Below are 26,261 nucleotides of genomic sequence, written 5' to 3' on the forward strand. Positions count from 1 at the left end.
CTCAGAACCTCGCAACGCCATAAGAGCCGGGCCGGACCTGCCGCGCGCGCGCCTCTAGACAGGTTTGCAGGCAAAAGCCTAGTACCCGGCGGGTATCACGCGGATCGATCACGCCATGATCCAGACAGCGGCCCGAGGTATAGAACGCGCCCGCCTGCCGGTCGAAATGCTCCGCGATCAGCGCGCTTTGCCGCGCCAGCTTATCCTCGTCTATATTCTCGCCACGCCGCTGTGCCCCGGCACGGGCCACCATCTCCATCGTGCCTGCGGCTTGCGCACCGCCCATCACACCGGTTGTGGCGTTGGGCCAGGCAAACAGGAAATCGGGCTCATAGGCATAGCCGCCCATGCCGTAATTCCCGGCCCCAAAACTGGCCCCCACGTAAAGCGCGATGCGCGGCACATCGACCGAGGTCACGGCCTGGATCATCTTGGCGCCATGTTTGATCATCCCCGCCTGCTCATAGCGGGTGCCGACCATGAACCCGGTGGTATTGTGCAGGAAGATCAGCGGCGTGCCCGCCTGCCCGCAGAGCTGAATGAACTGCGCCGCCTTGGTCGCCCCATCGGGATCGATCGGGCCATTATTGCCGATCAGCCCCACCGACATGCCACAAATGGAAGCCTGCAGGCAGATCGTCGAGACACCATAGCCCGGTTTGAAATCGCGGAAGGCGGACCCGTCGGCGATGCGTAGCGCGATCTCGCGCATGTCATAGGGCGTGCGCGGATCGACGGGAACCGCCCCGGCTAGCTCATCGGGGGCATGCAGCGGGGCCACCGCGTCGCGCTTGATAGGGGACAGCGCTTTGTTCCAGTCCAGCCGGGCCACCACATCGCGGGCGATGGCGATGGCCTCGGCATCGTCACCCGCCAGATACTCGACCAGACCAGAGACCGAGGCGTGCATCTCCGCCCCGCCCAGCTCGCGCTCCTGTGCCGCCTCGCCGGTTGCGGCCTGCACCAGGGCGGCCCCGGCCAGCGCTGCCATGCCGTTGCCGCGCACACCGATCACGTAATCGGCCAGACCCGGCATATAAGCCCCGCCCGCGGTCGATGGCCCATGCAGCACCGCCAGATTGGGGATGCCCGCCGCCGAGAGCCGGGCCAAATTGCGAAACAGCTTGCCGCCATAGGCCCAGAGGTCAACGCGGTATTCCATCAGGTTCGCCCCGGCGCTTTCCACCAGATGCAGGAAGGGCAGTTTCTGGCGCAGCGCCACCTCCTGCGCGCTGAGGAAGGCGGCGGCGGTCATCTCGGACATGGCGCCCGCCTTGATGCCGCTATCATCGACCACCACCATGCAGCGCGTGCCCGAGACATAGCCGATCCCGATCAACACTGACGCACCGGGCACCGATTGCGCGGGGTCGTCGCTATCCCTGAGGTAGCCAGCCAGCGAGTGCAGTTGCAGGAAGGGCAAACCGGGGTCCAGCAACGCTGCCAGCCGGTCGCGCGGGGTCATCTGGCCGCGCGCCTCCATCCGCTCGCGACGGCGCTCGGACAGGTCTGCCGCCCGCCGTTCCAGACCGCGCAACTCATCGATCAGCGCGATCATGGCGCGACGGTTTTCGCCGTAGGCATCGCTGCCCGTCACGATCTGGCTGGTGAAACTCATTCCGCCACGCCCTCCATTCGATGTATCAGGGATGCGGGCACGGCGATGGACAGCGACAATAGCCGCTGCGCAAAGCTCTTGCCCTGCGGATCATTGCGCAGCGAGGCAATCCCGCCGCCGCCAAGAACCTGCGTCATCACGATATTCATGGCGTGCGACCCCGGCAGGTAATAGCGCTGAACCTCGCCCCTGAGTTCCGGTTCGAACAGCTGTGCGATCACCTCAGCGCTCAGCCCGGCCCAGATACGGGGCAGAGCGTCAGGATGCCGCGCGATGACGCCGATACTGGCACTGTCACCCTTGTCGCCCGATCTTGCCCAGGCGAGTTGCTCCAACGGCACGGTGGCTTGCTCTCCGCCGGTTTCAGGCGCGGGAGGCTGCGGGGCTGGTTCGAGTGTTTCCCGCGGGGGCGAGGGAAGGCCCGGCGCAAAAGCCAACTCGTCTTCATCCAGCGTCACGCGACAGGTAATGTCCGCCGCCTCAATCAGGAACGAAAACAGCGCCACCACCGGCGTGGGCTTCGGTCGGCCTGCCCCGGTGAAGAAATGCAGCCCCGGTGGGGTCGCAAGCGCGGTCCCCGTCAACTCCTTGAGAAACAGACCAACCGCGCGCGCATCGGGATGCCGGACCGCCGCCTTGAAGGCGATCTCCTGATAGTCGCCCTGACCGGGATGGCCGCCAAACGCCTCCAGCGCGGTTTCGGTGAAATCCGGCGCGCCCATGTCCCGCAGCCGCGCGCGCGCCCGATCCAGGCCCGCCTGCGCGAAGGCCCGCGCCTTGCGCCCGGCATTGCGCCCGTTCATCTGAAACACCATGCCGCCGCGATAGCCGTCCTGATAAGTGGCGCAGACCTTGAGTTGGCCGGTTGGCGGACGCCCCCTCGCTCCGGTCAGCGAAACCCGATCAGGCCCGGCCTGAAGCAGTACAACCCGAGAAAAGTCACAGATCACGTCGGGCAACAGATAGGCGCGCGGATCGCCGATCTCATAGAGCATCTGTTCACAGACCGAGGCGCGGGTGACCGTTCCGGTGGTGCCTTGCGGTTTGGTCAGCAGGATTGATCCGTCCTCCGCCACCTCTGCAATCGGATAGCCGATCCTCGCCAGATCACCCGCGGCCTCCCAATCGGTGAAATTGCCGCCGGTTGCCTGCGGGCCGCATTCCAGAAGATGCCCGGCCAGGGACCCCGCCGCCAGCAGATCGTAGCTGCCCGGCCCCCAGTCAAAGCGCCACATGCAGGCCGCCAGCGTCAGCGCGCTATCTGCGCAGCGCCCGGTGATCACGATATTCGCCCCCGCCCGCAACGCCGCGACAACCGGCAATGCGCCCAGATACGCATTCATTGAGGCGATCTTATCCCGTTGCGGCATGGCCGCGCCGGAAAACATCTCGCTAACGCCTGCATATTCTTCGGCGCGGGACATAAGATCATCGCCCTCGACCACCGCGACGCGCAGGGACAGGCCCGCCGCATCAATTGCGGCGCGGACCGCATTGGCGCAGGCCGCAGGGTTCATCCCGCCCGCATTGGACAGGAGTTTCACGCCGCTCTTGGCGATCTCGATCAGGTTGGGGGTGACAGCGTCGGTGACAAAATCAGGCGCATAGCCCGCCCCCGGGTCGCGGGCCTTGGCACGCGCCAGCAAGGACATGGTGATCTCGGCCAGATAGTCGTAAACCAGAACATCCACACCACCCGCCAGCAGTTGGGCTGTGGCATGCGGGGCCTCACCCCAGAAGCCGCAAGCCCCTCCGATCCGCAGAGTCTCTGCCATCCGCGGATCCTCCTCCCTGTGGTGACGCGCCGATGAACGCCTGTATCATTTGTAAGATCGCGCGCCCAACCCGGTCAACAGGAGCGACGCCCCGTCAGCCCGATCTCGGCGCGTTATCAAGCAGCAGGCGCGCGGCGTCCTTGGCCTCGCGGGCAGGACCATCGGCCCCCAGCATAGCGGCGGCAACGATGGCGCCTTCTTTAAGCAACAGCAATTGCATCGCCAGTTGTTCGGGGGCTGCAAAACCGGCTTGCTGCGCCAGCCCGGTCAACCAGCCCAGCAGCAGGCGTTTGTGTTCCGCAGCCTGTGCGTTAATCGGATGCGCCTTGTCCTGAAACTCGGCGCTGGCCTTTATGAACATGCAACCGCGGAACCCGTCCTGCGCAAACCAGTCTGCCAGTACATCGAACATGGCAAGCATTTGCCCCTCGGGCGTGTCTGCCCCATGCTCACATTCGCGAAACAACCAGTTGCGGAAGTTTTCATCCCGTAGCCGTAGCGCGGCGAGGATCAGGTCGTCCTTGGTGCGGAAATGCTTGTACATCGAGGTTTTGGAAACGCCGGTTTCCACCACCAACCGGTCCATGCCAGTCGCATTGAAGCCGTCGCGATAGAAAATCTCCAACGCTTTGCGGACCAGTTCATCGCGTTTGTTGGGACGCATTTCGCAGCCTTTCATGTACCGATCAGTACATACTTTTCGCGCAAGAGAAATTCAAGATGGCCGGGCATTCTGTTGATTTATTGAACTACTTGGCAAGCACCAGTGCTGCGGTGAAAAGAAAATGTGCCCGGCACCCTTGAAATAGCTTACCGATCAGTACACCTTGAGGTAAGTTTACAGATCGGTACACCATGAGGATCGCCAAGCCCACCAAACGCCTCCGCATCCCGCATCAGACGCTTGTCACCCTGTTGTCGCTGGCCATGTTGGCCGCATCGCTTGCCTGATCGGGAAGGAGACCGCAGATGACCCGCCCGCCCCTGCCGCCCTTCACCATCGCGACCGCCACACAGAAGGTGCGGATGGCGGAAAATGCCTGGAACAGCCGCGACCCTGATATCGTCACGGGGGCCTATACCGAGGACAGCGAGTGGCGAAATCGTTCGGACTTCCTGCAAGGGCATGACCAGATCCGCGCCTTTCTGACCGGGAAATGGCAACGCGAACGGGAATATCGCCTGATCAAGGAATTATGGGCCTGCGCAGGCAACCGGATCGCGGTGCGTTTCGCTTATGAATGGAGCGATGGGGCCGGGCTGTGGTATCGTTCCTACGGCAACGAGAATTGGGAATTTGCCGCCGATGGCCGCATGGCCCGGCGCATCGCCTCGATCAACGATCTGTCGATATCCACCAGCGACCGGCTGTTTCACTGGCCGCAAGGTCCACGCCCCGAAGATCACCCCGGCCTGACCGATCTGGGACTTTGAAGGAGAGCAAAAAGATGCCGCGCGCCTTTTCGGAACGTACATTCACCCCCGCCGTCCGCGCCCATCAGGAACGGATGGGGTCGGCCAAAACCTATGCCAAATTCATCGAGGACGGGCCGCAGCAGGGCCACCTGATTGGCGATGCGGAAAAGGCTTTCATCGAGGCACGTGACGGGTTCTATCAGGCCACCGTATCCGAGACCGGTTGGCCCTATGTACAGTTTCGCGGCGGGCCGGAGGGTTTTCTGAAGGTGTTGGGGCCGACAACCATCGGTTACGCCGATTTCACCGGCAACAAGCAGTATATTTCGCGCGGCAATCTTGATGGCAACGACCGGATCGCGATGATCCTGATGGACTATGCCATCCAGCGTCGCCTGAAAATACTTGGCAGGGTGGCGTTTTCCGAAGGCGCGGACACTGCTGCCAGCCTGTTTCCCGACGGGACTGAGGCGACCCCGGAACGCGCCGCGATCATCCATGTCGAGGCGTTGGACTGGAACTGCCCCAGCCATATCACACCGCGCTTCACCGAGGCACAGCTGCAGCCGCAACTTCAGAGGATCGGGGCAGAGATGGAGCAACTCAGGGTCGAAAATGCCGCGCTGAAACGGGCGCTTGCGCAACAGGGGACGACCGACTGAATCTCCCACGGGCCGGGACAAATCGCTCCACCGGGGCGTTTCCGGGACGGCGCTCACCCCATCCAGCGGCGGACCGGTGCGTTGCTTTCTTCCAGCGGCTGGCAGATGACATCGACAAGGGTTGGCCCGTCATGGGTGATGGCTTCACGCAGCACCCGCTCAAGATCGTCAGGGGTCTCGACCCGCCAGGACTTTACCCCATAAGCTGCGGCTACTGCCGCCTGATCGGTCCGGTTGAAATCCACATTGTAGTAGCGCGCATCCTTGTCGGCATATTGGCTGGCCTTGATCCAGCCGAAATTCGCGTTCGAGAACACCAGATAGGTGATCGGCGCGCCGACGCGGCAAACGGTTTCCAGCTCACCGCAGGTAAAGCCGAATGACCCGTCTCCCATCAACGCCACGGTCTTCGAGGCGGGCCGCCCAAACCACGCGCCCAGCGCCGCCGACAGCGCGTATCCCAGCGCGCCGTGAGCGCGGTTGGTTATGAAATGCCGCCCCGGTTTGGGCAATTGGTAATAGGCTGAGAAATAGGGGCAACTCGTGCCCGGGTCCGAAACCACGGTGGCGTCCTCCGGCAGCACCTCCATCAGCGTCTTGATGATCCGTTCCGGGCGGATCGGGCCATTGGTTACCTGCGCAAGACGCTCGAATGTCTCGAATTTGCGCGCCTTCTTCTCGGCCACCGCCGCCGCGCCGCCGAACCCATCAGTTCCTTGACCGCGTTTATCGAGTACCGCGTTTGCCTCCTCCAACGCGAGTTGCAGATCGCCCACAACCGCCATTTCGGTTCGGTAATTGGCGTTCATCACCATCGGATCGCTGTCGAAATGCACAACCCGCGTAGCCGGCCCCGGCGCCTCCCACCGCGCGGTGGTGGTGGACCCGGCCCGGCAGCCCATGAAGATTACCAGATCGGCACCCTCCATCATCTCCCATGTCTCGTCGGTGCCGCCGTTCGATCCGACCACGCCCAGACAGTTGGGATGGGTTTCGGCCAGCGCGCCCTGCCCCGAGATCGAGGTCGCCACCGGGATGTCCAGCCGTGTGGCCAGCCGGTCGAGCGCCTCCCACGCCTGCGCAATCACAACGCCGCCGCCACAGACGATCAGCGGAGATTTTGCCGACAGGATCGCCTCGACCGCCGCCTCGACCGCGCCGGGTGGTGGAGCCTGACGATAGGCCGGATAGGTCGCGGTTGCCGGGTCGGCCCAGATGTCGGAGGGATCGACCGGATCATACTGGATGTCATAGGGCAGCCCGATATGCGCAGCCCCGGATCGCCCGGTGGTCATCGCCCGAAACGCCGCACGCACCATGCGCGGGATGTGATCGGCCCGGCTGAGCACCGTGTTCCACTTTGTCAGCGGCGCCATCAGCGCGTTCTGGTCAACCTCCGTCAGCGGGTATTTCCCGTACGACGAGACCGAGATATCCGTGGTGATCCCCAGCACCGCGTAAGAGCTTTCCGACGCCTCGATCAACCCCGGCAGGATATAGGTCGCGCCACCACCCGATGGCCCCTCGGCCACACCGACCCGCCCGGTCACGCGGGAATAGCCATCCGCCATATAGGCTGCAGAGCGTTCGTCGCGGGTCAGCACGTGGGTGATCGAATGATCCAGCCGCAGCATCGCGTCATAGAAGGGCAAAGTGGTATCCCCGCAGAGCCCGAAAATATGCTGCACACCCTGCGCCTCCAGCATGCGGACCATGGCCTCGGCCCCGTTCATCCGGTTTTCCATGCGACTCATCCGTTTTGCATTCAAAATTGTATACAATTTTGAATGATAGGTTGCGCACATGTCAATCCCGACCTAATCTTTGACGGAACTCAGGAGTGGATATGGCGAAATCCGAAAGCAATGTTGACCGGATCTATGAGGCGCTGCGGCGCATGGCTGCTGATTTCGCTTTCAAGCCCGATGCCCGCATCAACGAAAGCGCGCTGGCTACGCAGTTGAACGCATCGCGCACGCCGATCCGCGAAGCACTGAACCGGTTGGTGGCCGAAGGGTTCCTGACCTTCCGCTCTGGTCGTGGCTTTTTCTGCCGCTCGCTGTCGCCGGAACTGGTGATGGATATCTATGAGGCGCGTGTGGCGGTCGAGACCGAAGCCGTGCGCCTGTCCTGTCTGCGCGCCACGGATGAGGCAATTGCAGCACTTGGGCACGCGCTGGATGCGGTTGCCGCCGATTACATCCCCGCCGCCGATGCCGACAGCCTGCTGGCGTTGGATGAGGCGTTTCACACGCAGCTCTGCCAGTTGTCCGGCAATGGTGAACTCAGCCGGATGCTGGATAATCTCAATGACCGCATCCGCTATCTGCGCCTGATCGACCTGCGCCGCCTGCGTGAAACCGCCCCCGACGGGCAGAGTATGGCCTCCGCCCATCGCCGCATCATCGACGCGGTGACCCGGCGCGATGTCGAGGCCGCCACCGCGCAGATGCGTGCCCATATCGAACGCAGACGCGAAGGTGCGACGCAAGCCGTGCGCGACGCCTTTGCGCAGCTTTACGTTCCCGATCTGTGAGGTTCCGAGATGTCCGTGCAAACAGGTGGCAAGACAGTCTATGGCGCCAGCGTCGGTATCCTGATGCTGGAAACGCAATTCCCGCGCATTCCGGGCGATATGGGCAATGCTCTGACCTGGCCCTTCCCGGTGCAGTACCGGGTGGTGCGCGGCGCCTCACCCGACCGGATCGTGCGCGGTGATCCTAATGCGCGGCTTGAGGGCGTCATCGAGGCCGGGCGCGATCTGGTTGCCATGGGCTGCGACGGGATCACCACCAATTGCGGCTTCCTGTCGCTGGTTCAGGACGATCTGCGCGCCGCGCTTGACGTTCCCGTGGCTACCTCGTCGCTGATGCAGGTGCCGATGGTGCAGGCCCTGTTACCGCCGGGGCAAAAGCCGGTGATCCTGACCATCTCGAAAGCGACCCTGACGCCTGAGCATCTCTCGGCAGCCGGGGTCCCGCTGGACATACCGATCTATGGCACCGATGCCGGTCAGACCTTTACCCGCGACATTCTGGGCGACGCTGCCGAGATCGACTTCGAGGCCTGCCGACAGGACATGCTGGAGGCCGCAGATGCGATTGTCGCAGGTGAGCCGCAGGCCGGGGCGATCATTCTGGAATGCACCAACATGGTGCCCTATGCCGCCGAGATCAGGCGTCGAACCGGGCTGCCGGTGTTTTCGATCTACACCATGATCCAGTGGTTTCAGGCCAGCCTGATGCCCCGCCGCTTCGACTCGGGGATCGATGATCCGCGTTTTGGGTACCAATCCGGCTAAAACGCCAAAAAACGACCGGTGAAACCTTGACCTTCCAGTTACTGGAGGCCTTATCTGAGCTGTGTCCACGACATCGAAAGCCACCCTGCATGTCCGAATCGCACAGCACTACCTTGCACCTGACCGGCCTTTCCTGCGCGTCCTGTGTGGGACGGGCGCAAAACGCGCTGATGGACGCGCCCGGCGTGATCGAGGCCAGCGTCAATCTGGCGACCGGCAAGGCTGTTGTCCGCTTTGATCAACGCCTGACCGACGCGGGCCGGCTTGCACAGGTTGTCTCTGATGCGGGCTATCCGGCGCAGGCGGAAACCGACACCGTCCCGGCGGAGGATGCGGATTCGGCCCTGCTGCGCGCCACGCTGCTTGCGGCAGCACTGGCGCTGCCGGTGTTCATTCTCGAAATGGGCGGCCATGTCATTCCCGCCTTTCACCACTGGGTGCAGCAAATCATCGGCACTCAGACCAGCAACCTTATCCAATTCGCTCTGACCTCACTGCTGCTGCTGGGGCCGGGGCGTATCTTTTATGCCAAGGGCATCCCGTCACTGTTGCGCGGTGCGCCGGACATGAATGCGCTGGTGGCGCTGGGAACGGCGGCGGCCTATGGCTATTCGGTGGTGGCGACCTTCGCGCCAGGCTTGCTGCCGCAGGGCACCGCGCATGTCTATTTTGAGGCCGCCTGCGTGATCACCGTATTGATCCTGTTCGGGCGCTTGCTGGAGGCGCGCGCCAAGGGCCGTGCCAGTTCGGCCATCAAGTCGCTGCTGCGATTGCAGCCAAAATCCGCCCGGGTCGAGCGCGAGGGTGCAACCGCAGACATTCCGATATCCGAACTGCGCGAAGGTGATATCCTGATGATCCGCCCCGGCGAGCGCATTCCAGTGGATGCCATCGTGCTGGACGGCCATTCGCGGGTCGATGAAAGCATGATCAGCGGCGAGCCGGTTCCGGTGGCCAAATCTGATGGCGCCGAGATCATGGGGGGCACGGTCAACGGCACTGGCGCCTTGCGCGCGCAGGCGACCCGCGTTGGCGAGGATACAGTGCTGGCCCAGATCATCCGGATGGTCGAAGAGGCGCAGGCCGCCAAGCTGCCCATTCAGGGGCTGGTTGATCGGATCACCATGTGGTTTGTGCCTGCCGTGCTGCTGATTGCCGCGCTGGCGATTGCGGGCTGGCTGCTCTGGGGTCCCGCCCCTGCGCTGCCGTTGGCTTTGGTGGCGGGCGTATCGGTTCTGATCATCGCCTGCCCCTGTGCCATGGGGCTGGCCACGCCGACCTCGATCATGGTCGGCACCGGACGCGCGGCGGAGCTTGGCGTGCTGTTCCGCAAGGGTGACGCCTTGCAACGTCTGCAAGAGGCAAAGGTGATCGCTTTCGACAAAACGGGGACCTTAACCAAGGGGCGGCCCGAACTAACCGATCTGAGCGTTGTCGAGGGCATCGACCGCGACCATGTGCTGCAGCTTGCAGCCGCTGCCGAGGCGCGCTCGGAACACCCTATCGCCAGCGCCATCACCCGCGCCTGGACCGGCCCCCTGCCCGAGGTGGCGCAGTTCGAGACGATCACCGGGCTGGGCCTCAGCACCCGGATCGATGGTGTGGACGTCCTGATCGGCGCGGATCGGCTGTTTGACCGCGACGCAATCGATCTGGGCGGATTGCGCGCAACCGGGCAGGCCTGGGCCGTGCAGGGCAAGACCCCGGTCTATATGGCGCTTGACGGTCGGGCAGCGGCGGTTCTGGCAGTGGCCGACCCGATCAAACCGGAAGCCGCCCGGACCATTGCCACCTTGCACGAAATGGGCCTGCAAACCGCCCTGATCAGCGGCGACAACCGCGCCACGGCACAGGCCGTGGCCAATCAGTTGGGGATCGATCAGGTGAGCGCCGAGGTGCTGCCCGATGGCAAGGTCCGCGCGCTGGACGCATTGCGCGCGACACATGGCGCGGTCGCTTTTGTCGGCGACGGGATCAACGACGCGCCGGTGCTGGCCAGTGCCGATGTAGGCATCGCCATCGGCACTGGCACCGATGTCGCCATCGAGGCTGCGGATGTGGTACTGATGAATGGCGATCCAAATGGCGCGGTGACCGCGCTGGACCTGTCGCGCCGCACCATGCGCAATATCCGGCAGAATCTGGTCTGGGCCTTTGGCTATAACATTCTGCTGATCCCGGTCGCCGCAGGTCTGCTGCATGTCTTTGGCGGCCCGCTGCTGTCCCCGGGGTTGGCCGCAGGGGCGATGGCGTTTTCCAGCGTCTTCGTGGTCACCAACGCCCTGCGCCTGCGCCGCCTCCGGCCCGCCGGATCGCCGCCGCAGGGCAAACCGTCGCCACAGCCTACCCCTCAGCCGGAGGCATCGAACGCATGAATATCGGAGATGTCGCCGACCGCTCGGGCCTGCCCGCCAAGACGATCCGATACTATGAAGAGATCGGGCTGATCTCTCCCAACCGCGATGGCAATGGCTATCGTCGCTTTGCCGAACAGGATCTGCACAAGCTGGCCTTTCTGGCCCGTGCCCGCGCGCTTGGCTTCACGATCGAGGACTGCCGCGCGCTACTGGCGCTTTATGAGGACAACACCCGCGCCAGTGCCGATGTAAAACGGATCGCCCGCGATCATCTGCAACGGATCGAGGCCAAGATCGCCGACCTGCGCGCGATGCAGGACACGCTGACCGAGTTGGTCGATGCCTGCGCCGGTGACGCGCGGCCGGATTGCCCGATCCTGCGCGATCTGGGGCGCGAGGGCTGATCTGCCTTGCCCTTTGGCCGCGGCTTTGCTTTGTCTCTGGGCAGCAATGACAAGCGACCAAAGGAAGGATACTCACATGGCGAAAGTCGCATTTCTCGGGCTTGGGGTCATGGGCTATCCCATGGCGGGGCATCTGCAAGCCGCAGGCCAAGAGGTCACCGTCTATAACCGCACCACCGCCAAAGCCGAGGCCTGGGCGGCCCAGCATGGCGGCGCGATCGGAAAGACCCCGGCAGAGGCCGCACAGGGTGCCGATTTCGTGATGGCCTGCGTCGGCAATGATGACGACCTGCGCAGCGTTTGCACCGGCGCGGAGGGGGCCTTTGCCGCGATGGAATCCGGCGCGATCTTTGTCGATCACACCACGGTTTCGGCCAAGGTGACGCGCGAGCTTTACGAGGCGGGCAAGGCGCTTGGGCTGGCCTTTATCGACGCGCCGATCTCGGGCGGTCAGGCGGGGGCGGAAAACGGCGCGCTCTCGATCATGTGTGGCGGGGATGCGGGTGCTTACGCACAGGCGGAACCGGTGATGCAGGTCTATGCCCGTATCTGCCGCCGTATTGGCGAAAGCGGTGCGGGGCAGATGACCAAGATGTGCAATCAGATCGCCATCGCCGGTCTGGTTCAGGGCCTGAGTGAGGCGCTGCATTTTGCCGAGAAGGCGGGGCTTGATGGCCGCGCAGTGATCGAGGTGATCAGCCAGGGCGCCGCCGGTAGCTGGCAGATGTCGAACCGCTACGAGACGATGCTGGACGATCATTTCGAACATGGGTTTGCGGTCGACTGGATGCGCAAGGATCTGGGCATCTGCCTGGACACCGCCGATGAAACCGGGGCCAGCCTGCCGGTCACCGCGCTGGTCGATCAGTTCTATAAGGATGTGCAGAAACTGGGCGGCGGGCGCTGGGACACCTCCTCGTTGATCAAACGGTTGCGCGCGATGGGCTGACGGATCGAGGGCGCTGCCCCGTCGCGCGCAAGGCTCCTCCCAAGGATATATTGGCCAGATGAAGAGCAGATCACCGCGCTTGGAAAAAAGAGGCAAGATGCAGCACTGGATGAACGCGCTGAACCGGCATTGGGGCATTGCCGCCGAGCTGAGGCAATTGGCCGGGGAATATGACCTGAACTTTCTGGCCGAGGCGGCAAACGGTGCGCGCTATCTGCTGAAAGTGATGCGCGCCGGGTGTGATCCGGCGCTGGTTCAGATGCAGATCGGGGCGCTGGATCACATTGGCGCGGCGGCACCCGGCCTGCCCGTTGCGAAACCTGTTGCGGCGCTGGATGGCTCCAAGCTGGTCGAGATCGCGGATGCCGAGGGGCTGGCCCGGCTGGTCTGGGTGCAGGAGGCGTTGCCTGGGGCGTGTTACGCCGATGTGACGCCGCATTCCGAAGACCTGATCCTGCGGCTCGGACGGGTTTTGGGGGCAAGTGACCGGGCGTTGGACGGGTTTGCCCATCCCGCGCTGACGCGTGACTTCAAGTGGGACCTGACCGCCGCCCGCTGGATCGAGGGCGAGTTGGATGTCATTCACGACGATACACGGCGCGCGCTGATCAATGGCATCGCGGATGACTTTGCGCGGGTCGAGGACCAGCTGAACGCATTGCCGAGACAGGCAATTCACAACGATGCAAATGATTACAACATTCTGGTTGAGGGTGAATTGGGGCGGACCGCGATCTCGGGGCTGATCGATTTCGGGGATATGTGCGCCGCGCCGAAAGTCTGCGAATTGGCCATTGCCGGGGCTTATGTGGTGCTGGATCACCCCCGCCCCGAGCGGGCGCTGGCGGCCTTGGTGCGGGGCTATCATGCCGCCAACCGGCTCTCGGTCGACGAGGTGGAGCTGATCTGGCCGCTGCTGCGGATGCGGCTGGCGGTGTCGGTGGTCAATTCCGCGCTGATGGCGCTGCAGGTGCCGGATGACCCCTATGTGACGATCAGCCAGGGCCCCGCCTGGCGGTTTCTGGAAAACACTGCGGTCAAAGGCGGGCTGGTCTCCGCCCGCCTGCGCGCGGCCTGCGGATTTCCGGTGACGGAGGGGGCGGACCGGATACGCGACCATATCGACGCGCATCGCGGCTCTTATCCGGCGCTGATCGGCGAGGATCTGGCGCAGGCTCCGATGGGTTCGCTATCGGTCGAAACCTCGACCTACCCGCGCGATCCATTCCACATGCCGGTCGAGGATGCGGCACGGCTTGGCGCCGTGGTGCCTGATGCACCGATCTGGTTTGGGTCTTACAATGAACCCCGGCTGATTTACGCCGGGCCAGCTTTTCGGTCCGGGCCCTGGCGGGCGTCAGATCGCCGGACCGTGCATCTGGGCGTTGATATCTTTGCACCTGCGGGCACCCTACTCTATGCGCCGCTCAGCGGTCGGGTCGAGGCGGTCGAGAACCGCTCTGATCCGCTGGATTATGGCGGGGTGGTGATCCTGCATCACGAAACACCGCAAGGCGATGCGTTTTATACGCTTTATGGTCATCTCGACCCCGAAATCTGTGACCGGCTGAAACCCGGTGATCCGGTCGCGCAGGGCTCAGCCTTTTGCCGGTTGGGCACGCCTGAACAGAATGGCGGCTGGGCACCGCATGCGCATTTTCAACTGGCTTTGACCGCAGACGGCATGGCGCCAGACTGGCCCGGTGTCGCGGACCCGGATGATATCACCTTCTGGCAGGCGATCTGCCCAAATCCGGCAGCACTTCTGAACCTGCCGGATGAGAAGACCGCCCACTTTCCGACCTCCAAAGAGGCGGTGTGGCAGGACAGGCAGGCGCATTTCGCACCCAATCTGCGGCTGAGCTATGACGACCCGGTCATGGTGGTGCGAGGCTGGCGGCATCACCTGTTCGATGAATGGGGTCGGCCCTATCTGGATGCCTATAACAATGTACCGCATGTGGGCCATGCCCATCCGCGCCTTCAGGCCGTTGCTGCCGAGCAACTGGGACGGGTGAACACGAACACCCGCTATCTTCATCCCGCGCAGACGGCGTTTGCGGACAAGCTGCTGTCCAAGCTGCCTGACCCGCTCCAGGTCTGCTTCTTTGTCAATTCCGGCAGCGAGGCCAATGAGCTGGCCTTGCGGCTGGCCCGCGCCTATAGCGGCGCGACGGGCATCGTGACGCCGGATCATGGTTATCATGGCAATACCACCGGCGCGATCGACATCTCGGCCTACAAGTTCAACGCACCGGGCGGCATCGGGCCAAGCGATTGGGTCGAACTGATCGAAGTGGCCGATGATTTTCGCGGCCGGTTCCGGCGCGATGATCCTTACCGCGCCCGCAAATTTGCCGATCTTGTTGATCCGGCCATTGCCGCGTTGCAGGCCAAGGGGCACGGGCTGGCGGGCTTCATTGCCGAAACCTTCCCCTCGGTCGGTGGTCAGATCATCCCACCGGTGGGCTATCTGCCTGCGGTTTATGACAAGGTGCGTGCTGCCGGTGGCGTCTGTATTGCGGACGAGGTGCAGACCGGGCTGGGGCGGTTGGGCGAATATTATTTCGGCTTCGAACAGCAGGGTGCAGTGCCTGATATCGTGGTGCTGGGCAAGCCCATCGGCAACGGCCACCCCATCGGCGTGGTCATCACCACACGCACCATCGCCGACAGTTTCGCGCAGGGGCCGGAGTTTTTCTCGACCTTCGGCGGCTCAACCCTGTCCTGCCGGATTGGCAAGGAAGTGCTGGATATCGTCGACGAGGAAGGCTTGCAGGACAACGCCCAGCGCATGGGCGCGCGGCTGATCGACGGCTTGCGCCAGATCGAGGGCGATTTCGTCTGCGTCGGCGATGTACGTGGCATGGGGTTGTTTCTGGGGGTCGAACTGGTGAATCCGAACGGCTCTGAAGCGACCGAGATCTGCGCCTATCTCAAAAACCGGATGCGTGATCACCGCATCCTGATCGGCAGCGAAGGACCCAAGGACAATATCCTGAAAATCCGCCCGCCCCTGACCATTGAGGCAGAGGATATCGACATGATCCTGATCACGTTGCGGGACATTCTGGAAGAGGTGGGCGATTACGCCCCGCCTGCCACATGCGACCACACCCACCATCATAGCGGGTGTGGCTGCTGTTAGTGCAGTACGCGGTCACCGGTGGTGACCGGGCCGGACATGGTCTTGAGCGCCAAGCCGAACTCTTCGGAGAGCGCCGCCAGAGCGGGGGCGAAGTCAGGGCGCACGATCAGGGTCGCCAGCATCATCGCATCTTCGCGCACGCCATCAGCGGCGGCACCGATCATCTGGGCGAAGAAGTTCTCGTCGGCGCCCAGGCAATTGCACCCCAGCGAATGCCGCATCAGCGGTCTGCGCCCGTGCTGGGCACAGAGCGTGCAGATTCGCTCCAGTGTCTCCAACGCGCGCGAGCCCGCATCAACCTCGCGCATCAGGCGCATGTCGCGCGCCTCCTGCGCGGCGTCACTGCTGCCCCACATCCGCAGGAACAGCACCGCGCCTGCCTCGACAGGAGCAAGATCATCGACGCGCCCGACAACCTCTCCGCCACGGTGACGCGCGCTCATTTGGTCAGGATCAGCTTGCCAGCGCGGGTGATGCGCAGGGTGTAGAGCTGATCGCCCAGCTCGATCTGCGCGAGATTACCACCCTTGGTCAGGTCCTCGGCCTTGTGCGAGGGCAACATGCGGACCGGGTAGGCCTGTGTGGGGGTCGGGTTGGGGGCGTTCATGGCGGACTCTCCGTGACGATTGAAGGGGGTGGATGGGGAATCGGCACCGGGACCGGTCAAAGAGGTCGATTTGATTTTCATGTCCGACACCGGCGCTCTGTAAGGTTCAGAATATGTCTGGCTGGCTCGGACTCGGCGAGGGTGGCTGACAGTCTCAACCTTAATCTGAGTAAATTACTAGGATTTGTCAAGCCATGGTTCTGCAACTGTATTTTGCGTGGCGGAACGATGCCTGCGCAAATGCGGTTGCATCACGGACACGCCCCTGTCACCCATGTCGTAACTCAAAGGAGAACACCAATGAGCGCGGCAATCGTCTTCGATCTGGATGGCACGCTTATCGACAGCGTGCCCGATCTGGCGGCGGCCGTGAACGACATGCTGGCGGCGCAGGGCGCGGCAGAACTGGACCTGCCCACAATCACCGGCTTTGTCGGCAGCGGCCTGCCCAAACTGGTCGAGCGGGTCATAAACCATTGTGGGATGGACATGCGCCAGCATGGTGAGATCACCCGGATCACGCTGGACAATTACATGCGCGCGCCCACCAAACGGACGGTGCTCTACCCCGGTGTGCGCGACATGCTGGAGAGGTTCCGCACAAACGGCCACGCACTGGGGATCTGCACCAACAAACCCGAAGATGCGACGCATCAGGTTCTGAATGCGCTTGATCTGTCGCGGTTCTTTGCGGTCGTGGTCGGCGGCGACACGCTGGCGCAGCGCAAACCCGACCCGTCCCCGTTGCTGCATGTATTTGACAGGCTGGGCCCAGGATCGCGCTTTTATGTGGGCGACAGCGAGGTGGACGCGGAAACGGCCAAACGTGCCGAGGTTCCCTTTGCCCTCTTTACCGAAGGGTACCGCAAGAGCCCGATCTCGGCCCTGCCCCACCACTTGGCTTATGCCGATAGCAGCAAACTGCCGGACCTGATCGGGGACGCGCTGAACGCCGCCATTTCCAGCCCGGCCAAAGGGCACTAGCCTAGCGGTTGCGATCAGGGAGACAGGCGCGATGGGTAAGGCAAAGAACATCCTCTTCATCATGTTCGACCAGCTGCGCTGGGACTACCTGAGCTGTTATGGCCACCCGCATCTGCACACGCCTCATATCGACGGGCTGGCCGCGCGCGGGGTGCGCTTCACCCGCGCCTATATCCAATCGCCCATCTGCGGCTCGTCGCGGATGTCGACCTATACCGGGCGCTATGTGCACAGCCATGGCGCCTCGAATAACGGCATACCGCTGAAGGTGGGCGAGCTGACAATCGGCGATCACCTGCGCAGGGCGGGGATGGACAGCTGGCTGGTGGGCAAGACCCATATGCGCGCCGATGCCGAAGGAATGGCGCGACTGGGCCTGTCCCCCGACAGTCTGATCGGCGCACGGGTGGCAGAATGCGGGTTCGACGTGTTCGAACGCGATGATGGGATGCGCCCCGAGGGTCCCGACGGGTTCTATGACCCGGACGGAGCCAAGGCCTATAACGAGTACCTGCGCAGCAAGGGGTATGACAGCGACAACCCCTGGCATGACTTTGCGAACTCGGCTCTGGACGCGGACGGCAACGTCCTGTCCGGCTGGTTCCTGAAACACGCGACCCATCCGGCCAATATCGACGAACCCGACAGCGAAACGCCCTATCTGACGACGCGCGGTATGGAGTTCATGGAGACCCATGACGGCCCCTGGTGCTGCCACCTGTCCTATATCAAGCCGCATTGGCCCTATATCGTGCCCGAGCCCTATGCCTCGATGTATGGCCCCGAGCATGTGCTGCCGGTGCACCGCTCTGACGCGGAGCGTCAGCAGGCGCATCCGGTGCTCAAGGCCTTCATGGACACCAAGGTCGGGCAGGCGTTTTCCGAGGATCATGTGCGCGAGGCCGTCATCCCCGCCTATATGGGGTTGATCAAACAGGCCGACGACCAGATCGGTCGACTGCTGCGCTGGATGGAGGATACCGGGCGGATGCAGGACACGATGATCGTCCTCACCTCGGATCACGGTGACTTTCTGGGCGATCACTGGATGGGCGAAAAGACGTTCTTTCAGGATGCCTCGACCAAGGTGCCGCTGATACTCTATGATCCGTCGCCCGAGGCGGACACCACGCGCGGCACCACCTGCGATGCGCTAGTCGAAAGCATTGATCTTGCCCCGAGTTTTCTGGATGTCGCGGACGGTGAGCCGGTCGATCACATCCTTGAGGGCGAAAGCCTGTTGCCGATCCTGCACGGTTTGCGCAGTGACACGTTCCGCAGCCATGTGATGTGCGAATACGACTATTCCACCTCACCGATTGCCGAGCAGTTGGGCGTGGAAACGCGTGACGCGGTGATGTTCATGATCGCCAATGAGAAATGGAAGCTGATCCATTGCGAGGGCGGCTTCCTGCCCCTGCTCTTCGATCTTGAAAACGACCCGCAGGAACTGGTCGATCTGGGCGAGAGCGCCGCGCATGAAGACGTGATCGAGGAACTCTACGAGCATCTCTTTGCCTGGGCGCGCCGCCCCTCGCAAAGGACCACCCGGTCGCTCCGGCAACTGGAAGAGATGCGCACGAAATCGCGCGGGCGCGGCATCGTGCTGGGTATCTATGACGAAGGCGACGCGCCGCTGGAACTGACGACAAAATACCGGGATCGCAAAGCCCCGGACTGGCGACGACGCTGAGAGGCGCACCTCACGGCAATGCAAACAAAAAACCACCCGGCAAAGCAGGTGGTTGCGTAAAACCGATGCTGGCTTGATTCAGGTTGGGCTGGCTGGCTTCGCTGGCTGTCTGGCGACCTTTGAAAGGTGGCTGGATTGCTTGCTGCGGGCGCACGCCTGAGTCTGGCTTGCTCTGTGTTCTGCATCCTATTTAGGTACGACCCCACCAAAGGTAAAGAGATAAAATTATTATTTTTCAAATAGTTGAATCATTTAATCAGATATTGCCATCCGATGATTTCAATCGGCTTTGCCTCGCTCAAAAATCCGGCGCTTTTTTCGGCCAACCCGAATTTCGGCGCAATCATGCCATGCCCTTGCCATGCCGCGCCCCTATATCACGCGCATGACCGAGCTCAGCGAACTCAGGCCCAAGCGCAAAACATACAAGCGTCAGCAACGTCGCGAAAAGCGCGCCGCGGCAACCCGCGCCAAGGCACTATCGCCCACGCGGATCATTGCGTTGATTGCCAGCCTGCCGCTGGTGATGTGCAGCACCGCGCTTGGCGTCTATATCCGCACCAGCCCCTACCCCGCCGAACAGGCGCTGCAACATCTGGTCGCCATGGCAGGATGCGAGGCCGCCGCCAGGGTCGGCGTCTTTGAGGTGCGCGAGGGCATGGCGGGATATCACGCGCGCAACGACACTGACGGCAATGGCGTCGCCTGCGAGGTGCCGGGCAACACTGCCAGCCTGGTGGTCGCAGACGACACGGTCCAGGCCGCCCGCGTAAGCGCACCTGCTGCAGGCGATACGGACAGGCGATCCATCGGCAACGCCAAATTCATCCGGCCCTGAGCCTCAAAGCGTCAGCAGCGGCTCGAAGTGATGCATGTTTTCGAAGCGGCAGAACTCGACCGGTCCGATCCGGATGTTGTGCAGATCAGCGCTGTGCTCTGCAAAAAGCTGATCTGAAAGGGCCAGAACATCCCGCGCGGCGTGCAGATCGAGCCATTGGACCTGATAAGCCAGCGTGATGTGGAAGCCGTAGCTGTCGTGATTGCTCCGCCGCACACGCAGACAGTCCGAAAGCTGATCCCGGCAGGCGCGCAACCGCCGTTCCTGCGCCGCATCAGCGCCGGTCACCGGGCAGGTATAGCCGCCCACCACCGCCTCAACGCTGATCTCGAAATTTTGCGGTAGTTGGACGTCTTGCAGCCGGGTGCGCCAGTTTGCGGCGATCTGATCGATCGAGGCATCCGCAGCCATGTCGGACGGCCAATTCGCGCCATCGCGGCGATAGTCGATCACCCCGTCAAAGACTGTCATGTGGAAACTCTCGGGCGGTAGAAACGCAAAGGCATGGGCATGCGGCCCTGCCCGCAGCCCCGATGCCACCCGGCACAGCGCCGCGTAAGCGGCCGAGCGTTGGTCGATATGGCAGAGCGTGGTCAGACCCGGGGTTGCACGCACCTGACCGGCATCGTCGAACTTCTCGATACTCCAGGCTGGACGCGGACCGGAGGTATCGTCGGGGCAAAGGGATTTGGGACTCATAAACTGTTCCGATCAATGACGTGCGGCAGGCCTATCCGCGGATGTTACCGGCATGTGACATGGGCATTCAACCGCCTGCTACGGCCCTCTTCTTGTGCCGGTACCGAATGCCGCAGATGACAAGCAAGGGCCCCACCCCCATCTGGGTATGAACCAAAGGGAGACCGAGATGAAATGTCCGATTGATGGAAGCGAATTGGTAATCACCGAGCGCAGCGGGGTCGAGATCGATTATTGCCCGCAATGCCGGGGCGTGTGGCTGGACCGCGGAGAGCTGGACAAGATCATCGACCGGTCCGCCGCCTATTCCGCGCCTCCGCCACCGCCTCAGCATAGCCGAGACGACCGGTCAGATCACGGCTATCGCAAGAAAAAGAAACGCGGCGGGTTTCTGGACGAGCTGTTTGATTTCTGAGACTGCGCGGCGCGCACCGCTTCGACTGTGGATAAGTAACCGGCGCCGAGCGTTGGCTGCTGACTTGCTTCATCTGCGCTTCGATAGAATAGTGCATTGACGCGCGCAAGCGGACGCTTATCGGAGGGAACCCATGGCCCAGACGTCGGATGTGATCGTGATCGGCGGCGGGCTTGCGGGCCTTGTCGCCGCAACCGAAGCCGCCGAGGCCGGGCGCCGCGTGCTCGTGCTGGATCAGGAGAGCGAGGCCAATCTGGGCGGTCAGGCTTTCTGGTCGCTTGGCGGGCTGTTCATGGTCGATACCCCCGAACAGCGGCGGCTGGGCATCAAAGACAGTTTCGATCTGGCTTGGCAGGATTGGCAGGGCACCGCAGGCTTTGACCGGGATGAGGATCACTGGCCGCAGAAATGGGCCCGCGCCTATGTGGAGTTTGCCGCCGGCGAGAAACGCGACTGGCTGCGCGCCATGGGGCACCGGATTTTCCCGATCATCGGCTGGGCCGAACGCGGCGGGGTCGATGCCTCATCGCAGGGCAATTCGGTGCCGCGCTTCCATATCACCTGGGGCACCGGGCCGGGGACGGTCGAGGTATTCGAGACCCGCGCCCGTGCGATGGAAGCCGAGGGCAAGATCATCTTCAGGTTCCGCCATCAGGTGGATCACCTGATCATCGAAAGCGGCGCCTGCGTGGGCGTGTCGGGCTCGGTGCTCGCCCCGGATGACAAACCGCGCGGGCAAAAGACCAACCGCGATGTGGTGGGTGATTTCGAGCTGCGCGCACCTGCGGTGATCGTCTGTTCCGGCGGCATTGGCGGCAATCTGGATCTGGTGCGGCAAAGCTGGCCCAAGCGGTTGGGCGCCCCCCCGGAGCATATGATCAAAGGCGTGCCCGCACATGTGGATGGCCGCATGATCGGCATCTCGGAAGAGGCCGGTGCCAACACGATCAACAAGGACCGCATGTGGCATTATGTAGAAGGCGTGCGCAACTGGGACCCGATCTGGCCCGATCACGCAATCCGCATCCTGCCCGGCCCATCCTCGATGTGGTTCGACGCCACCGGCAAGCGCATGGTCGAGCCGAACTATCCCGGCTATGACAGCCTCGGCGCGCTCGAAGCGATCACCAAAACCGGGCATGACTATACCTGGTTCATTCTGACCCAGAGCATCATCAAGAAGGAATTCGCGCTGTCTGGGTCCGAGCAGAACCCCGACCTGACGGGCCGCGACTGGAAACAGGTTCTGGGCCGCGCCTTTGGCCCCAAAGCCACCGGCCCGGTCGAGGCGTTCAAGGAACATGGCGCGGACTTCGTGGTGGCCGACACGCTGCCCGAGCTGATCAACAAGATGAACGACGTGGCCGGAAATAGCCTGCTGAAACTGGAGGACATCCAGCGACAGATCGAAGATCGCGACCGGCAGATGGACAACAAATTTTCCAAGGATCAGCAGATCATGGGAATCCGCACCTTCCGAAATTATGTCGGCGACAGGCTGATCCGCACTGCCAAGCCGCACAAGATTCTCGACCCCTCCAAAGGGCCCCTGATCGGGGTCAAGCTGCACCTGCTGACGCGCAAGACGCTGGGCGGGCTGGAGACCGATCTGGGCGGGCGCTGCTTCCGTCAGGCAGAAGGGCGCGGGAGTGAGACCTTGCCTGGGCTTTATGCGGCGGGCGAGGTGTCAGGCTTTGGCGGTGGCGGCTATCACGGCTATCGCAGCCTTGAGGGAACCTTTCTGGGGGGCTGCATCTTCTCGGGCCGCCAGGCGGGGCGCGCTGCCTCCTCTGACATCGGCTAGCAAGGCACACCCAAAACCTTCGCCATGCCGGCAACACACGATATTGCTGCCTTCCGGCAAGTCGCGGCCGATTGTTCGCTCACACACATCCCCTGTGCCTTGGGTTGGCTGGGTTTGGGCTGTTCCGCCCCCGCCACGCCCTTATGTTGAGATCATGGAACATAACGGAGTGACCCATGCCCGATCTTTCCTCTTTTCCGATCACCCGGAAATGGCCGCCGCAGAACCCAGATATCCTGCAGCTCTACTCCTTTCCCACGCCAAATGGCGTCAAAGCCTCGATCATGCTGGAAGAAACCAGGCTGCCTTATGAGGCGCACAAGGTCACTCTGGCGGATGCCGATGTCAAAAGCCCCGAATTTCTGTCGCTGAACCCAAACAACAAGATCCCCGCCATCATCGACCCCAAGGGACCGGATGGTGAACCGCTGCAACTTTTTGAAAGCGGCGCGATCCTGCTTTATCTGGGCGAGAAGACCGGCAAGCTGATCGGCAGGACCGCAGGCGAGAAGGCGCAGATCACCCAATGGCTGATGTTCCAGATGGGCGGCATCGGGCCGATGTTCGGGCAGCTTGGGTTCTTCCACAAGTTCGCCGGCGCCCAGATCGAAGACCCGCGCCCACGCGAGCGCTATATCGCCGAGGCCATGCGCCTGCTGGCGGTGGTGGACAAACAATTGGAAGGACGCGAGTGGATCGCCGGCGACTATTCGATCGCCGATATCGCCATCGCGCCCTGGCTGCGCGGGTTGGAGTTCTACGGCGCGCAGGAAATCGTGGGCTGGCACAGCAACAAGAACGTGGTCGCCTATCTCGATCACTTCCTGGAACGTCCCGCCGTGCAGAAAGGCCTGGTCACGCCGCCGCGCAATTGATCTCAGCCTTCATTCCCTCGGCAATCTTTTCAGCGATCATGATGGTTGGCGCGTTGGTGTTGCCCCCAATCAGGCGTGGCATCACCGAAGCGTCGACCACCCGCAGCCCCTCGCAACCGCGCAGGCGCGCCTGCGGGTCAACCACAGCCATGTCGTCAGTTCCCATCTTGCAGGTGCCGACCGGGTGATAAATCGTGTCGGCGCGGGCACGAATATCAGCCTCGTAGGCCGCATCCGAGCCGTCATGCGGATACAGCCGCTTGCCACGCCACGGGTCGAGCGGCGGCGCGGTCAACAATGCCTCCATCCGTTTCGCGCCCGTGATCATCAGATCCAGATCGCGCCGGTCGCTCAGGAAGGCGGGATCGATACGCGGCGCATCCTTGGGGTTGGTCGAGAGCAGACCGACATGACCCCGGCTTTCGGGGCGCAGCACGCAGACATGGCAGGAATAGCCGTGCTGCAGGTGAATCTTGCGCATGTGATCATCCACGATCCCCACAACGAAATGCAGCTGCAGATCGGGGCGGGTGACATCCGGGCGCGACTTGAAGAACGCCCCGCCCTCGGCAAAGGGCGACGCGAACATGCCGCTGCCATCCTTACGCCACTGCAATCCGGCGCGGGCAAGGTCCAAAAGACCGCGCGGATTCAGCCCCAGCACATCCTTGCGTTTCGAATGGTAGCTGATGATGTAATCCAAATGATCCTGCAGGTTCCGACCGACGCCGGGGCTTTCCAGAACCGGCTCGATCCCGTGCGCGGCCAACTCGTCACGCGGACCGATGCCTGATAGCAACAGCAGTTGCGGCGAGCCGAAGGAGCCCGCGGACAGGACGACCTCGCGCTTCGCTTCAGCCATGGCAACCTGACCGCGTCTGGCATATTCCACGCCGGTCGCCCGCTTGCCGTCAAAACGGATACGGCGCGCGCTGGCGCGGGTGATCACCGTCAGGTTGGGGCGGCTCAGAACCGGGTGCAGATAAGCCGCCGCCGCCGAGCAACGCTCGCCGCGCTTGTGCCCATCATGGTATTGCGTGACCTGATAAAGGCCTGCCCCCTCCTGCTCGGCCCCGTTAAAATCTTCTGTCTCGCGGATCTGCACCTGCGTCGCCGCCTCGACAAAGGCGCGGGTGATCGCGCGTGGCTCGGACTGGTTTGCCACCTGCAACGGGCCGTCGCTGCCATGCAACGTATCGCCACCAAGCTGATTTCGCTCGGACTTCTGAAAATAGGGCAGAACACTCTGCCAATCCCAGCCGTCACAACCCAGATCGGCCCATTCGTCATAATCGCCCGGGTGGCCGCGCACATAAAGCATGGCGTTGATCGCCGAAGACCCACCCAGCGTGCGCCCGCGCGGCTGGAACCCGCGCCGCCCGTTCAGTTCGGGCTGGGGTTCGGTGTGGAAGGCCCAGTTATTGATCTTGGGCCGCCCCGAAATCATCGCGGTGACCATGGCCGGTGCGCGGATCACGAAGTCCTTGCCAGCACCGCCAGCCTCCAGCAGGCAAACCGATAAGGTTGGGTCCTCGCTGAGCCGCGCCGCCATCACGCAGCCCGCCGAGCCGCCCCCAACAATCACGTAATCATATGCCATGCAATGCTCCTCCTCGAAGGGACGCTAGCAACATGGGACGGCGCATGACACCGGGCCGGAAAGGTGACGTTACGCCACTTAGCCCGGCAGTTTTCCGGTCAGAACATAGCGCAGGATTTCAACCACTTGCGCAGGCTCTTCGGCAACGGCCAGCGCGGCGGCATGGACCTCTTTCAGGGCGTGCTGATGCTCGGGCGGGTTCAGAACAATAATCGACTTGCCCAGTGCGGCGGCATAGCCCGCATCGAAGGCCGCATTCCACTGTTTGTACTTCTCGCCAAAGCGCACGACAACCACATCAGCGTCAGAAATACCCTTACGGGTCCGGATCGCGTTGACCATCGCGCCCTTGTGGTCATGCCAGTATTTGTTCGGCTCCTCGCCCAGGATTGCAACGCCGCAATCATCCGAGGCCGCGTGATCGGTGACCGGGCTGGCGAAATGCACATCCAGCCCATAGGCCCCTTCGATGATCTGCTCGCGCCAGTCGGTATGAATCTCGCCAGAAAGGTAGACGGTCAGGCCCATGATGTGCTCCTTTATTCACTGCGCCGAAACCTGAACGCCCGGTCCCGGGCGATGACGGCTTCCTGCAAGGCGACCATACGCGGAGCGCTCAATTGGACAAGGGCCCAATCGGTTCCACCCATGACACCACGCACATCTCGAAACTGGCAAGCGCGACCTCGCTCTTACTCATTTCCTCAACTAACCAGTTCTGGACGATCGTCAAATGGCCTCATCCAAGTGAGCAGTGAGGCCCAGCAAATTTGCCTATCCTCAATAGAGCCGCTGGCATCGCAAATATAGGATCTGGACACATTGAATTTCAAAGCCAATCCTCGTGGTGCGAGGCTACTCAGTCTATGTCGCCAAGGAGCCTGCCTCTAGCAGGCAAGATATGGTCTGACGTTATAGGTTCGGCTGGATCCGAGCGTTTCGCGCAGCGCGGGTGTGCAGAACCAGGGCCCTTAGGGGTCCGGCCACCAGCGAACATTCGCAACTGCATGTTTGTCTCTGCCAATACGAAGGAACAGGGCTCAGCAACATCTTGCGACTGATGCTTCTACGCCCCGGAGAGCGGCTGAACTAGCCGAGGCTGGATAGCTAAAGCAT

Annotated in this window: 23 protein-coding genes; 14 read left to right on the forward strand and 9 right to left on the reverse strand. The window is 62.7% G+C overall.

Annotated features, from left to right (window positions below; genetic code table 11):
* Position 1 precedes the first annotated feature (1 nt).
* From AB1E34_RS23005 to AB1E34_RS23015, 3 genes are all read right to left on the reverse strand, one after another.
* Positions 2-1,618 carry an acyl-CoA carboxylase subunit beta gene (locus AB1E34_RS23005; RefSeq protein WP_372574648.1) on the reverse strand — a complete coding sequence of 539 codons (1,617 nt, stop codon included), beginning with the start codon at positions 1,616-1,618 and terminating at the stop codon, positions 2-4.
* Positions 1,615-3,393 carry an acyclic terpene utilization AtuA family protein gene (locus tag AB1E34_RS23010; RefSeq protein WP_372574649.1) on the reverse strand — a complete coding sequence of 593 codons (1,779 nt, stop codon included), beginning with the start codon at positions 3,391-3,393 and terminating at the stop codon, positions 1,615-1,617. Before AB1E34_RS23010 ends, AB1E34_RS23005 begins: the two co-directional genes overlap by 4 nt.
* A 94-nt stretch (positions 3,394-3,487) precedes the next feature.
* The gene (locus AB1E34_RS23015) at positions 3,488-4,072 is read right to left on the reverse strand and encodes a TetR/AcrR family transcriptional regulator (RefSeq protein ID WP_372574650.1); all 585 of its coding nucleotides are present in this window, start codon (positions 4,070-4,072) and stop codon (positions 3,488-3,490) included.
* 290 nt (positions 4,073-4,362) lie between these two features.
* Between AB1E34_RS23015 and AB1E34_RS23020 the strand changes: the two genes are divergently transcribed.
* Complete coding sequence (locus AB1E34_RS23020; RefSeq protein ID WP_372574651.1) at positions 4,363-4,827, forward strand: nuclear transport factor 2 family protein; 465 nt, start codon at positions 4,363-4,365, stop codon at positions 4,825-4,827.
* A gap of 14 nt (positions 4,828-4,841) precedes the next feature.
* Positions 4,842-5,471 (forward strand): pyridoxamine 5'-phosphate oxidase family protein, encoded by a 630-nt coding sequence (locus AB1E34_RS23025; RefSeq protein ID WP_372574652.1) that lies wholly within the window; start codon positions 4,842-4,844, stop codon positions 5,469-5,471.
* Positions 5,472-5,524: 53 nt separating this feature from the next.
* Here the strand turns inward: AB1E34_RS23025 and AB1E34_RS23030 are convergent, their stop codons facing one another.
* On the reverse strand, positions 5,525-7,216 hold the full coding sequence (locus AB1E34_RS23030) for a thiamine pyrophosphate-binding protein (RefSeq protein ID WP_372574676.1): 1,692 nt from the start codon (positions 7,214-7,216) through the stop codon (positions 5,525-5,527).
* 101 nt (positions 7,217-7,317) lie between these two features.
* Here AB1E34_RS23030 and AB1E34_RS23035 point away from each other — a divergent pair, with 101 nt between their 5' ends.
* From AB1E34_RS23035 to AB1E34_RS23060, 6 genes are all read left to right on the forward strand, one after another.
* Complete coding sequence (locus tag AB1E34_RS23035) at positions 7,318-8,007, forward strand: GntR family transcriptional regulator (protein ID WP_372574653.1); 690 nt, start codon at positions 7,318-7,320, stop codon at positions 8,005-8,007.
* A 9-nt stretch (positions 8,008-8,016) separates the two neighbouring features.
* Positions 8,017-8,772 (forward strand): aspartate/glutamate racemase family protein, encoded by a 756-nt coding sequence (locus AB1E34_RS23040; protein WP_372574654.1) that lies wholly within the window; start codon positions 8,017-8,019, stop codon positions 8,770-8,772.
* A gap of 89 nt (positions 8,773-8,861) precedes the next feature.
* Complete coding sequence (locus AB1E34_RS23045; protein WP_372574655.1) at positions 8,862-11,147, forward strand: heavy metal translocating P-type ATPase; 2,286 nt, start codon at positions 8,862-8,864, stop codon at positions 11,145-11,147.
* On the forward strand, positions 11,144-11,533 hold the full coding sequence (gene cueR / locus AB1E34_RS23050; RefSeq protein ID WP_372574656.1) for a Cu(I)-responsive transcriptional regulator: 390 nt from the start codon (positions 11,144-11,146) through the stop codon (positions 11,531-11,533). The genes AB1E34_RS23045 and cueR overlap by 4 nt, the downstream gene beginning before the upstream one ends.
* Positions 11,534-11,579: 46 nt before the next feature.
* The gene (locus AB1E34_RS23055; RefSeq protein ID WP_372574657.1) at positions 11,580-12,482 is read left to right on the forward strand and encodes an NAD(P)-dependent oxidoreductase; all 903 of its coding nucleotides are present in this window, start codon (positions 11,580-11,582) and stop codon (positions 12,480-12,482) included.
* Positions 12,483-12,579: 97 nt separating this feature from the next.
* Positions 12,580-15,630: an aminotransferase class III-fold pyridoxal phosphate-dependent enzyme gene (locus AB1E34_RS23060; RefSeq protein ID WP_372574658.1), complete on the forward strand. Its 3,051-nt coding sequence runs from the start codon at positions 12,580-12,582 to the stop codon at positions 15,628-15,630.
* Here AB1E34_RS23060 and AB1E34_RS23065 read toward each other — a convergent pair.
* Positions 15,627-16,073: a hypothetical protein gene (locus AB1E34_RS23065; RefSeq protein ID WP_372574659.1), complete on the reverse strand. Its 447-nt coding sequence runs from the start codon at positions 16,071-16,073 to the stop codon at positions 15,627-15,629. The two genes, AB1E34_RS23060 and AB1E34_RS23065, sit on opposite strands and share 4 nt — an antisense overlap.
* Positions 16,070-16,237 carry a hemin uptake protein HemP gene (gene hemP, locus AB1E34_RS23070; RefSeq protein WP_306200511.1) on the reverse strand — a complete coding sequence of 56 codons (168 nt, stop codon included), beginning with the start codon at positions 16,235-16,237 and terminating at the stop codon, positions 16,070-16,072. Before hemP ends, AB1E34_RS23065 begins: the two co-directional genes overlap by 4 nt.
* 300 nt (positions 16,238-16,537) lie before the next feature.
* Here hemP and gph point away from each other — a divergent pair, with 300 nt between their 5' ends.
* The 3 genes from gph to AB1E34_RS23085 all read left to right on the forward strand — a co-directional run bounded on the left by gph (position 16,538) and on the right by AB1E34_RS23085 (position 19,752).
* On the forward strand, positions 16,538-17,221 hold the full coding sequence (gene gph, locus AB1E34_RS23075; RefSeq protein ID WP_372574660.1) for a phosphoglycolate phosphatase: 684 nt from the start codon (positions 16,538-16,540) through the stop codon (positions 17,219-17,221).
* Positions 17,222-17,252: 31 nt separating this feature from the next.
* On the forward strand, positions 17,253-18,914 hold the full coding sequence (locus AB1E34_RS23080; protein WP_372574661.1) for a sulfatase-like hydrolase/transferase: 1,662 nt from the start codon (positions 17,253-17,255) through the stop codon (positions 18,912-18,914).
* Between the two features lie 361 nt (positions 18,915-19,275).
* The gene (locus AB1E34_RS23085) at positions 19,276-19,752 is read left to right on the forward strand and encodes an excalibur calcium-binding domain-containing protein (protein ID WP_372574662.1); all 477 of its coding nucleotides are present in this window, start codon (positions 19,276-19,278) and stop codon (positions 19,750-19,752) included.
* Between the two features lie 3 nt (positions 19,753-19,755).
* Here AB1E34_RS23085 and AB1E34_RS23090 read toward each other — a convergent pair whose 3' ends face one another.
* Positions 19,756-20,451, reverse strand: a complete 696-nt coding sequence (locus AB1E34_RS23090) for a DUF1868 domain-containing protein (RefSeq protein ID WP_372574663.1) — start codon at positions 20,449-20,451, stop codon at positions 19,756-19,758.
* A 169-nt stretch (positions 20,452-20,620) separates the two neighbouring features.
* Here AB1E34_RS23090 and AB1E34_RS23095 point away from each other — a divergent pair, with 169 nt between their 5' ends.
* The 3 genes from AB1E34_RS23095 to AB1E34_RS23105 all read left to right on the forward strand — a co-directional run bounded on the left by AB1E34_RS23095 (position 20,621) and on the right by AB1E34_RS23105 (position 23,545).
* Positions 20,621-20,866, forward strand: a complete 246-nt coding sequence (locus AB1E34_RS23095; RefSeq protein ID WP_372574664.1) for a TFIIB-type zinc ribbon-containing protein — start codon at positions 20,621-20,623, stop codon at positions 20,864-20,866.
* 133 nt (positions 20,867-20,999) lie between these two features.
* On the forward strand, positions 21,000-22,670 hold the full coding sequence (locus tag AB1E34_RS23100) for an FAD-binding dehydrogenase (protein WP_372574665.1): 1,671 nt from the start codon (positions 21,000-21,002) through the stop codon (positions 22,668-22,670).
* Between the two features lie 176 nt (positions 22,671-22,846).
* On the forward strand, positions 22,847-23,545 hold the full coding sequence (locus tag AB1E34_RS23105) for a glutathione S-transferase family protein (RefSeq protein WP_372574666.1): 699 nt from the start codon (positions 22,847-22,849) through the stop codon (positions 23,543-23,545).
* Here the strand turns inward: AB1E34_RS23105 and AB1E34_RS23110 are convergent.
* Positions 23,526-25,145: a GMC family oxidoreductase gene (locus AB1E34_RS23110; protein ID WP_372574667.1), complete on the reverse strand. Its 1,620-nt coding sequence runs from the start codon at positions 25,143-25,145 to the stop codon at positions 23,526-23,528. The genes AB1E34_RS23105 and AB1E34_RS23110 overlap by 20 nt on opposite strands.
* A gap of 78 nt (positions 25,146-25,223) precedes the next feature.
* Positions 25,224-25,673, reverse strand: a complete 450-nt coding sequence (locus AB1E34_RS23115) for a YtoQ family protein (protein ID WP_306200610.1) — start codon at positions 25,671-25,673, stop codon at positions 25,224-25,226.
* Positions 25,674-26,261 lie beyond the last annotated feature (588 nt).

The organism is Ruegeria jejuensis (assembly GCF_041537905.1).
Taxonomy (GTDB): domain Bacteria; phylum Pseudomonadota; class Alphaproteobacteria; order Rhodobacterales; family Rhodobacteraceae; genus Ruegeria_C.